This is a genomic window from Nocardia beijingensis NBRC 16342, assembly GCF_001612785.1.
GTDB lineage: Bacteria > Actinomycetota > Actinomycetes > Mycobacteriales > Mycobacteriaceae > Nocardia > Nocardia beijingensis.
Window position 1 is genome coordinate 123,635 of sequence record NZ_BDBC01000018.1, and the last position, 9,436, is coordinate 133,070.

Genomic DNA, 9,436 nt, shown 5'->3' on the forward strand with positions numbered 1-9,436 from the left:
CGCGGCCCGCGCGGTTTCCGTGCTGCTCACCGATGCCGTCGCGGATGGATGCCCACCGGTAGCGCCCACCCTTTATGCTCGATAATTATGTGCTCTCCAAGTGCGACGCTGACGGTGTGGGCGAGCTCCTGGCTGGCCGGCTGCAGTGCGCCCGACGACGTTTTGGCCGCCTTGCACGCGTGGGCGCCGAAGCACACCATCGCGGCCGGTGATCCGCTCACCGGCGGTCGCACCGACCTACCCTGGTCCGCCCACGGCAACCTGCCGGGGAGCGGAGTCATGGCGCTGCTCAAAGTGTTTCGCGAGACGATGGCCCAGCCCGGGGCGCAAGTGCGGTTGGTGCTCCCCGTCCCCGGCGACGTCCGGGGCCTCCCCGGGGGCACGGCGTTCGCCGCCGACGCGATCGAGGCTGGCGAGGGCATGCTGATCGGTGTTCCCGGCGCCGATGGCACCGGTCTGATCCCGCGCTGGGCCGAGGACGACACGCTGCAGTGGACCGTCTACAGCGCGCCCATACCGGCGGCGCCCGGCCCTGACATGTCCCTCGGCGAAGCCGAATACGCGATGCGCGAAGCGGTCCGCGACGCCGCCGACGCGCTGATGAAACTGCACACCACCTCGCTCGGCGCGGCCGACGCCGATCCCCGCGAGCTCATCGAAGCCGAACTGGCCGACTACTCGCGGCACGACTATCCCGAGTCGATTCCGTTGCGCGCCAGGCGCATTCTCGACACCGCCGATCATGTCGCCGCCATCCTCACGGTCGCGCAGCGGGAGCCCGCGTCCGCGCCGACCTCCGCCAGCGCGATCGGCGCGCAGGAATCGCTCCTGCGGCCGCTGTGGGACGCGATCCGCGCCGCGCGCCTGGTCGCCGTGCACGCCTCCGCGCGCGGAAGTCGCTGATCTCATGTCCCGGGCGGTCTGACATGCGCTTTCCCCGTCGTCGCCGCACGGCCGCCCTCACCGTACTGACGGTGCTAGGTCTCACCCTGCACGCCCCCGCCTCGGCGATCGTCGGCGGCGCCGACGCCACCACAGCGCAGTACCCGTGGCTGGCGGCCATCGGCACGCCGTTGTTCCTCACCCGCGCTTCCGGGCAGTTCTGCGGCGGCGCGCTCATCGCGCCGGACCAGGTCATCACGACGGCGCACTGCGTGGCCCTGGCACAGACGCTGGCACAGACACTCACCGTCACCTTCGGCCGCGACGACCTGCGTGAAAACGACGGCAAAACCGTGCACGTCAAGAACATTCGCATTCATCCCGGCTTCCGGTCCACCGTTCTGGACATGACGACCGCCTATCACGACGACGTCGCGATCCTCACCCTGGACGAGCCGCAGGCCGGCCCGACCATCACCGTCGCCGCGCCCGCTTCGGGCACCGCGACCATCCTGGGCTGGGGCGCGACCTCCGAGACCGACGAAACCAACACTCGATTGCGCGCCGCGAAGGTCCCGCTGGCCGCCGACGGTGAGTGCGCCACCGCCTATGGTTCCGCCTTCGATCCGTCCACCATGCTCTGCGCAGGCACGCCCACCGCGGACACCGCTCAGTACGACAGCGGCGGGCCGATGCTCGTCGACGGGCGTCTCGCCGGTCTCACGTCCTGGGGAGTTGGCGCGGCACGCCCCGGCTTCCCCACTGTCTACACCCGCCTGACCAGCCCGGACTTCTGAGTCACCGGCGCGGCGCTGCTCACCGCTGGGGCGGGTACGGCGGCTGCTGCGGCGGGTACTGGTGCTGTGGTGGGTACTGCTGGTATTGCGGTTGCCCCTGCGGCGGGTAGGGCTGCTGATACTGCGGCGCGGGATACTGCGGTTGTCCCTGGATGTTCTGCTGCGGAAGATACTGCTGGGGGTACTGCTGCTGCGGATAATGCTGCTGGTTCTGATTCGACTTGTTCCGCTTACTCAGCCAGATCACGAGCCCGATCACCACGGCGACGACACCGATGCACAGCAGCAGACCGCCGATCGAGAAACCACCGCCGCCACTGCTGCGGCCGCGGCGCCTGGCCTCGGTGGCGTCGAGCGCCACGGTCCATACGTTCGCATCGGACCAGGTGTGCGGGTCGAGCGCGGCGGCGTTGGTCAGCACGTCGGCATAGGTCATCGAGAGTTACCCCCCAGAGAATCGGATTCGGTGATCGGTCGCAGGCGATGCTATCCGCGACCGATCGTCCTCAATTCCCAGCAGTGGGACGGCGCGTGATCGCGCAGCAGCCGACGGCACAGGGCGCGCCGTCGCGCGTGCAGCCGTAGCCGGGGACCGCACCGAGCCGCCGTGGTTCGGCTCCGCGCAGTTGCTCGCAGATCAACTCGACGACCAGCTTCGCGAAGCGCGGATCGCTTCCCGGCGTCGCGGCCCGCGCGAAACCCATGCCGAGTTCGGCGGCTTTCGCCGCGGCCTCGTTGTCCAGATCCCAGATGACTTCCAGATGATCGGAGACGAAGCCCACCGGACACACGATCACGGCCTCGACCCCCTTGGCCGCGAGATCGTCCAGGTGGTCGACGATGTCCGGTTCCAGCCACGGCACCTGCGGCGGACCCGAACGCGACTGCCAGACGAGGTCGTAATCGGTGAAACCTGTTGCCGCGGCGCACAATCGGGCCGCGTCGGCGACCTGACGGCTGTAGAGGCGGCCGCCGTCGGCGGGCGGCCCCGCGGCGGCATCGGCCGACACCGGAATGGAATGCGCGGTGAACACCAGTCGCGCCGAGGCACGCTGCCCGGCGGGAAGCCGATCGCGCGCCGAGCGGATGGCATCGGCGAACGTCTCGATCAGCAAAGGGTGATCGAAATACTGGCGCAGCTTCAGCAGCTCCGGCGCGCCCGCGCCGGAAGCGGCGCGGGCTCTGGCGATGTCCTCGTGGTATTGCAGGCAGCCGGAGTAGCCGCCCCACGCCGAAGTCGGGAAGACCAGCGCGGAGCCGACACCGTCGGCGGCCATCCGCGCGACGGTGTCCTCCACCATGGGATGCCAGTTCCGGTTGCCGAAGTACACCGGCAGATCCAGGCCCGCTGCGGCCAGTTCGGTCTCGACCGCCGCGATGATGTCGCGATTGAGCGCGTTGATCGGCGAGACACCGCCGAAGTGCAGGTAGTGCTCGGCGACCGCTTCGAGGCGTTCGCGCGGCACTCCCCTGCCCCGGGTGACGTTCTCCAGGAACGGCATCACGTCTTCGGGACGCTCCGGACCGCCGAAGGACAGCAGCAGCAGCGCGTCGGCGGTTGGAACCACGGTGTCTCCCATCCGATCGCTCAGCTCATCGCCATGTTCTCCGGGAACCAGGTGTTGTGGCTGGCTCCGCCGTCGACGTAGATGATCGAGCCGGTGGTGCCCGGCAGCCAGTCCGACAGCAGCGCCACGATCGACTTCGCCACCACCGTGGGGTCGTCGACGTCCCAGCCGATCGGCGACGCGCCGTCCCAGTAGACGTTGAGCTGGTTGAGCTTGGCGGCGTCGTCGGTCGCGGTGCCCGCGATCGCCTTGGCGGCCAGCGTCTTGATCGGACCCGCGGCGATGAGGTTGGACCGGATCTTCTTCGCCGCGCCCACCTCACGCGCGACGTACCGGTTCACCGACTCCAGCGCCGCCTTGGCCACGCCCATCCAGTTGTAGAACGGCATCGCGGTGCGCGGATCGAAGTCCATGCCGACGATCGAGCCGCCCTCGTTCATCACCGGCAACACCGCGCGCGACAGCGACGCGTAGCTCCACGCGGAGATCTCGAACGCCTTGGCGGCGTCAGGACCGGGGCCGTCCAGGAACGGCCGAGCCTCGGGACCCATCAGGGTGCGTGGCGCGAACGCGATCGAGTGCAGTACTCCGTCGATCCCCTGCGGAGCCAGCTCGCGCAGCTTGTCGGCCAGGCCGGCGAGATCCTCTTCGCTGGTCACGTCGAGCCCGATGGCCGGAGGAACCTCCTGCGGCAGGCGCTTGGCGATCCGGTCGATCAGCCGCAGCCGCTCCGGGATGCCGGTGATGATCACCTTCGCGCCCTGCTCCTGCGCGACGGCCGCGGCGTGGAACGCGATCGACGAATCGGTGATGATGCCCGTGACCAGGATGGTCTTGCCTTCGAGCAGTCCGCCCATGAGTTCTCGGTTCTCCTGAAATTCGATTGTGAGGTTGGCTGCGGGCGGCCTGGACCGGCCGCGCTACGCGTTCGGTGCGGTCAGTGGCCCATGCCCATGCCGCCGTCGACCGGGATGACGGCGCCGGAGACGTAAGCGGAATCCTCGGAGGCCAGGAAGCTGACCACGGCCGCGATGTCCTCCGGCTGGCCCAGGCGCTGCAGCGGGATGAACTTCTTGGCCATGTCGCGCATGTCCTCGGGCAGGTCCGCGGTCATGTCGGTCTCGATGAAACCCGGGGCGACGACATTCGCGGTGATCGAGCGCGAGCCCAGCTCGCGGGTGATCGAGCGGGCCAGGCCGATCACACCGGCCTTGGACGAGGCGTAGTTGATCTGACCCGCTTGGCCGCTCATGCCGACCACAGAGCCGAGGAAGATCATCCGGCCCCAGCGCCCGCGCAGCATGGCGCGGTTGGCCCGCTTGGCGCACCGGAACGCACCGGTCAGATTGGCGTCGAGCACCCTGGTGAACTGCTCCTCGCTCATCCGCATGAGCAGGGTGTCGTCGGTGATGCCCGCGTTGGCCACGAGCACCTCCACCGGACCCTGGTGCGCCTCCACCTCGGCGAAGGCTGCGTCCACCGACTCGCTGTCGGTCACATCGCATTTCACACCGAACAGGCCGTCCGGCACCCCCGACCCACGATGCGTGACGGCCACTTTGTGACCGTCGGCAAGCAGACGCTGCGCGACCGCGAGTCCGATGCCGCGGTTTCCGCCGGTCACCAGGACCGACCGGGATGTGATGTTCGACATGGGCTTCAACCTACCTGGTCGAACCGGCAGGCCACGATCGGGCCGCCACGTTCGTCCGACCGCCATCCGAGCCCGGCCGCGTTCGTGAAACGCCACAACGTCAGCGCCCGATCGGGGCCCGTTCACGCCGACCGGCCGGTGGTCGAGGAGACCACCGGCCGGTCGGCATTCGATCGATGCGCCGCCTTTCGCTCACCTTCGGCGAGCGACGCGAGAGGCACTGCTCAGCAGCTGGGGCACCAAGTCACCGACAGCGCGTCGAACCCCAGATCCGCCACCTGCTTACCCGGCCCCACGTAGCGGTACGGTTGCCCGCCGCCACAGTTGGGACCGGAGCTGAACAGCAGCTCGACGTTCGTGTTGTTGATCACCGATCTGGTGCTCGGATCTCCCGCGGGTCCGCAGTAGTTGCGGAAGTTCTTCGTGTTGAGCGTGACCACCTTCGCCGTACCGGAAAAGCCCGCGCCGGAGTACTGACACAGACTGCCGGACGGACAGCTCGCCGCCGAGGCTTCCGGAAGCGGAGCCGCGACCAAGGCCAGCGCGGCGAACGCGATTGCGGTGACGATAGCGGAAATTCGCATGATTCCTCCCCAAATGGAGGGCGGCACTCCCTTACCGCCCGTCCAGGGCACGGTAACACACTTCCACCGCTACGGCTCGCGGTATTCGCCTGCGCGCCTTGATATTCCCAGCGCTACGGCAACCGCTGGCGATACACCAGACCGATCACCACTCCCGCCGCGACGACCACCAGCCCGAGCAGCAACCACGGGCGACTGGCGTCGCCTCTGGTCAGCTCGTATCCGATCTGCTGTTCCAAGGTGTCGTAGACCTTGGTCAGCTCCTGCAGCGACGAGGCGGTGTAGAACTCCCCGCTGGACAGCCGCGCAATCTCGCGCATGGCGTCGTCGTCCACCTCGACGCGCACCTGGTCCTTGCTGCCGTCCTCCCGGGGGATCTCGACGACGCCCCAGCGGGTGCCGAAGGAGATGGTCGAGATCGGGATGTTCTTGCTCTTGGCGAGCCGGGCGGCGACGTACTCGTGGCGGGGGTTGTCGACGTCCTTGAAATCCGGGACGGTCTGCTTTCCGTCGGACATCAGCACGATCCGGGCTGGCGGTGGCTCCTGGGCGCCGCCGAGCACCGTGGCGAGCGTCTCGATCGCCTGCAGCGCCGTCAGAATGCCTTCCCCGGTGGCCGTGCGCTCGGCCAGCCGCACATTGTCGATCGCGGCTTTGACCGATTCGTGGTTCGTCGTCGGCGAGACCATCACCGAGGCGGTGCCCGCGAAGGTGACGAAGCCGATGTTCACGCCCTCGGGCAGTCCGTCGACGAACTCCTTGCCCGCCTTCTTGGCGACCTGGATGCGGCTCGGGGCCACGTCGGTCGCCTCCATCGACAGCGACACGTCCATCACCAGCATGACGGTCGCGCGGTTGCGCGGCACCTTCTTGACCGCGGTCGGGCCTGCGGCGGCGACGGTGAGGAACGCCAGGCCGACCAGCAGCAGCGCGACGGCCACGTGCCGGAACGGGCCCGGCCGCGACGGAGCGACCTTCTCCAGCAGCTCCATATTGGTGAACCGCAACATGTGCTTGCGCCGATTGCGCTGCACCAGGACATAGCCGAGCGCGATCAGCGCGATGACGACGAGGAATCCGAGCCAGATCTGCGCGGTGAAATGCGAAATACTCACTGACGTGGCACCCGCCCGGTCGGGGCGCCCAAGCTGTGGCGCCGGGTGGACACGAACCGGACCACGTCGGCGATCCAGTCCCGATCGGTTCGCAGGGTGAGCACCGGAGCGCCACAGCTGCGCAGGGCCTGTTCGACCTGCTCACGGTGGCGCTGCGCGGCAGCCGCGAAATCGGCGCGCAGAGTGGGGGTCACGCTGAACTCGCGGGTGCGCCCGGTCTCCGGGTCGTGCAGCACGACGTCACCGATGTCGGGCAGCGCCAGGTCGCGCGGGTCGAGCACCTCGACCGCGAGCAGATCGTGCCTGGCCGAGATCGCGCGCAACGAACGCTGCCAATCGATGTCACCCAGGAAATCGCTGATGATCACCGCGAGTCCGCGCTTGCGCTGCGGGCGGCGCAACGATTCGATGCCGCCGCGCAGATCGCCGCGCACACCGTCGCGGGCGTGCGGGGTGGTCGCGATGCTGCGCAGCAGCGACTGCGCGTGGACCCGCCCGCCGCGCGCCGGGATGCGGGTCAACCGTTCGCCGGTGGCGACGACCGCCCCGATCCGGTTGCCGCCGCCACTGGTCAGGTGGGTGATGGCGGCCGCGGCGGCGATGGCGAGATCACGCTTCTGGCACGCGGCGGTGCCGAAGTCGAGGCTGGCCGACAGATCGACCACCATCCAGGTCTCCAGCTCCCGGTCGGCGATCATCTGCCGCACGTGCGGATGGGTGGTGCGAGCGGTGACCGACCAATCCATCTGACGGACGTCGTCACCCGGTTGGTAGGCGCGCGCCTCACCCGGCTCGGAGCCGGGGCCGGGGATGAGCCCGAGGTGGTCGCCGTGCAGCACGCCGTCGAGCCTTCGGCGCACGGTGAGTTCGAGGGTCTTGAGCGCGACCGTGAGCCTGGGGTCGGTCAACTCCCCCGACTGGAAGGACGGCGGTGCGTGGGACGGCGACGTCGGCACTGGCGCGACCCGATCCGATGCCGAGGTCACTTCGGCGGAACGGTGCCCGCGGGCTGCGACTGCTGCCCGTTGGGCGGCTGGGGCACGGCCTGCTGCGGCGAGGGCGCCTGGAGCGCCTGTTGCGGGCCGCCCTGCGGCGGCGCGGCGGGCACGCCGGGCGCGACGGCCTGCGGGGCGACCTGCGGCAGGCCGACCGTCTGCAGCACGCGCTTGATGACGTCTTCCGGGCTGATCTCGTCGGCCAGCGCGTCGTAGGACAGCACCAGGCGATGGCGCAGCACGTCCGGGATCACTTCGACGACGTCCTGCGGCACCACGTAATCGCGGCCGCGGATCAGCGCGACCGCGCGGGCTGCGGCGATGATGCCGAGGCTGGCGCGCGGCGAGGCACCGTAGGAAATCCAGCTGGCCACGTCCTGCATGCCGAAATCGGCCGGTTTGCGGGTCGCCGCGATCACCCGGACCACGTAGTCGACCAAGGCGTGGTGCACGAAGGTGTTGGCCGCGACCTTCTGCAGGCGGATCAGGTCCTCCGGCTCCAGGATCCGGCTCGCCTCCGGCGGCGTGACGCCCATCCGGTAGATGATCTCGCGCTCCTCCTCCACGGAGGGGTAGTCGACGACGACCTTGAACAGGAAGCGGTCGCGCTGCGCCTCCGGCAGCGGGTACACGCCCTCGCTCTCGATCGGGTTCTGCGTCGCCATCACCAGGAACGGGTCGGGCATCGGGTAGGTCTTGCCGCCGATCGACACGTGCCGCTCGGCCATCACCTCGAGCAACGCCGACTGCACCTTCGCGGGCGCGCGGTTGATCTCGTCGGCGAGCACGAAGTTGGCGACGACCGGACCGAGTTCGGTGTCGAACTCCTCGCGGCCCTGCCGGTAGATACGGGTGCCGATGAGGTCGGTCGGCACCAGGTCGGGCGTGAACTGCACGCGGGCGAACGAGCCGCCGACCACCTTGGCGAAGGTCTCCACGGCGAGGGTCTTGGCGATGCCGGGCACGCCTTCGAGCAGGACGTGACCTCGTGCGAGCACGCCCACGAGCAGTCGCTCGACCAGGCGATCCTGGCCCACGATCACCCGCTTGACCTCGTAGATCGCCTTCTCCAGGGTCTGGACGTCACGCTCGAGGGTGCTGGGCGTCGAGACCGGCGCATCCTTCGCCGAGTTCGCTCCGCTCACACCGTCCGTCGAAGTCACCAACATCCCCGCTTTCGCCTTGGTCCTGTGCGTGCTGCCACAACTATTCCAGGTAATCACCGCCTGTGCCGCAACCGGACCCGACAGAATGGGAATTCCGCGGTTCCACGGCCGGGCCGAGCACCCGGAATGTCCGGATCAAGAGACGATGCGCACCGCGAACGGCATGATGCCGCCCTCGCGGACCGGGGACACCTTGACCACGTCGCCGGACTCCGGCGCCTCGACCATCTTCCCGTCGCCGAGATACAGCGCCACGTGCTGGCTGCCGTTCGGCCCCCAGAACAGCATGTCGCCGCGCTCGCGATCGCCGACCGGCACCCTGGTGCCCGCGTTGTACTGGTAACCGCTGTAGTGCGGCAGCGAGACCCCGACGCCCGCGAACGCGTAGACCATCAGCCCCGAGCAGTCGAAGCCGACCTTGTCGAAGTCCCCGTAGCTGTCGGCGACGCCACCGTCCCTGATACCGCGGGTCGGCCCGTCCTCGTCGCCGCCGCCCCAGGCGTAGGTGACGCCGAGCTGCGACATCGCGCGATCGACCACGATCTCGATCGCCGCGGAGCCTCCGACCGGTGGCGACTTCGGTCGCGGCGCGCTGCGCCGGGGTGGTGGCGCGTCCTCCAGCTGGGTATGCGGGCGTCTGCCCGCGCCGAGTTCGGCGGCGCGGTCACGGGCGGC

At 69.1% G+C, this 9,436-nt stretch carries 11 protein-coding genes; 2 read left to right on the forward strand and 9 right to left on the reverse strand.

Annotated elements, in window-relative coordinates:
• The first annotated feature begins 87 nt into the window (after window positions 1-87).
• Both NB3_RS13105 and NB3_RS13110 read left to right on the forward strand, forming a co-directional pair.
• Window positions 88-903 carry an Rv1486c family protein gene (locus NB3_RS13105; RefSeq protein WP_067801681.1) on the forward strand — a complete coding sequence of 272 codons (816 nt, stop codon included), beginning with the start codon at window positions 88-90 and terminating at the stop codon, window positions 901-903.
• Window positions 904-974: 71 nt separating this feature from the next.
• Window positions 975-1,679, forward strand: a complete 705-nt coding sequence (locus tag NB3_RS13110) for a S1 family peptidase (protein ID WP_169810678.1) — start codon at window positions 975-977, stop codon at window positions 1,677-1,679.
• A gap of 19 nt (window positions 1,680-1,698) precedes the next feature.
• Here NB3_RS13110 and NB3_RS13115 read toward each other — a convergent pair whose 3' ends face one another.
• The 9 genes from NB3_RS13115 to NB3_RS13155 all read right to left on the reverse strand — a co-directional run.
• Window positions 1,699-2,115, reverse strand: a complete 417-nt coding sequence (locus NB3_RS13115; RefSeq protein ID WP_176579815.1) for a hypothetical protein — start codon at window positions 2,113-2,115, stop codon at window positions 1,699-1,701.
• A 70-nt stretch (window positions 2,116-2,185) separates the two neighbouring features.
• Window positions 2,186-3,247 carry a ferrochelatase gene (locus NB3_RS13120; protein ID WP_280516581.1) on the reverse strand — a complete coding sequence of 354 codons (1,062 nt, stop codon included), beginning with the start codon at window positions 3,245-3,247 and terminating at the stop codon, window positions 2,186-2,188.
• A gap of 20 nt (window positions 3,248-3,267) precedes the next feature.
• Window positions 3,268-4,104, reverse strand: coding sequence for an NADH-dependent enoyl-ACP reductase InhA (gene inhA, locus NB3_RS13125; RefSeq protein ID WP_067801688.1), 837 nt, complete (start codon window positions 4,102-4,104; stop codon window positions 3,268-3,270).
• Window positions 4,105-4,184: 80 nt separating this feature from the next.
• Window positions 4,185-4,901: a 3-oxoacyl-ACP reductase FabG1 gene (fabG1, locus tag NB3_RS13130; RefSeq protein WP_067801690.1), complete on the reverse strand. Its 717-nt coding sequence runs from the start codon at window positions 4,899-4,901 to the stop codon at window positions 4,185-4,187.
• A gap of 224 nt (window positions 4,902-5,125) precedes the next feature.
• A complete protein-coding gene (locus NB3_RS13135) occupies window positions 5,126-5,485 on the reverse strand; it encodes a peptidase inhibitor family I36 protein (RefSeq protein ID WP_067801692.1) in 360 nt (119 codons plus the stop codon).
• A 113-nt stretch (window positions 5,486-5,598) separates the two neighbouring features.
• Window positions 5,599-6,600, reverse strand: a complete 1,002-nt coding sequence (locus NB3_RS13140; protein ID WP_067801695.1) for a VWA domain-containing protein — start codon at window positions 6,598-6,600, stop codon at window positions 5,599-5,601.
• The gene (locus NB3_RS13145; protein ID WP_067801698.1) at window positions 6,597-7,556 is read right to left on the reverse strand and encodes a DUF58 domain-containing protein; all 960 of its coding nucleotides are present in this window, start codon (window positions 7,554-7,556) and stop codon (window positions 6,597-6,599) included. Before NB3_RS13145 ends, NB3_RS13140 begins: the two co-directional genes overlap by 4 nt.
• A gap of 26 nt (window positions 7,557-7,582) precedes the next feature.
• Window positions 7,583-8,764, reverse strand: a complete 1,182-nt coding sequence (gene moxR1 / locus NB3_RS13150) for a chaperone MoxR1 (protein ID WP_067801701.1) — start codon at window positions 8,762-8,764, stop codon at window positions 7,583-7,585.
• Between the two features lie 132 nt (window positions 8,765-8,896).
• The coding region (locus NB3_RS13155) for an NlpC/P60 family protein (RefSeq protein ID WP_169810679.1) at window positions 8,897-9,436 on the reverse strand (540 nt) is incomplete at its 5' end.

Excerpts from the sequence above, each read along its gene's own strand:
- NB3_RS13105 (WP_067801681.1), top strand. The coding sequence starts at position 88 with ATGTGCTCTCCAAGTGCGACGCTGACGGTGTGGGCGAGCTCCTGGCTG.
- NB3_RS13115 (WP_176579815.1), bottom strand. The coding sequence starts at position 2,115 with ATGACCTATGCCGACGTGCTGACCAACGCCGCCGCGCTCGACCCGCAC.
- inhA (WP_067801688.1), bottom strand. The coding sequence starts at position 4,104 with ATGGGCGGACTGCTCGAAGGCAAGACCATCCTGGTCACGGGCATCATC.
- fabG1 (WP_067801690.1), bottom strand. The coding sequence starts at position 4,901 with ATGTCGAACATCACATCCCGGTCGGTCCTGGTGACCGGCGGAAACCGC.
- NB3_RS13135 (WP_067801692.1), bottom strand. The coding sequence starts at position 5,485 with ATGCGAATTTCCGCTATCGTCACCGCAATCGCGTTCGCCGCGCTGGCC.
- moxR1 (WP_067801701.1), bottom strand. The coding sequence starts at position 8,764 with ATGTTGGTGACTTCGACGGACGGTGTGAGCGGAGCGAACTCGGCGAAG.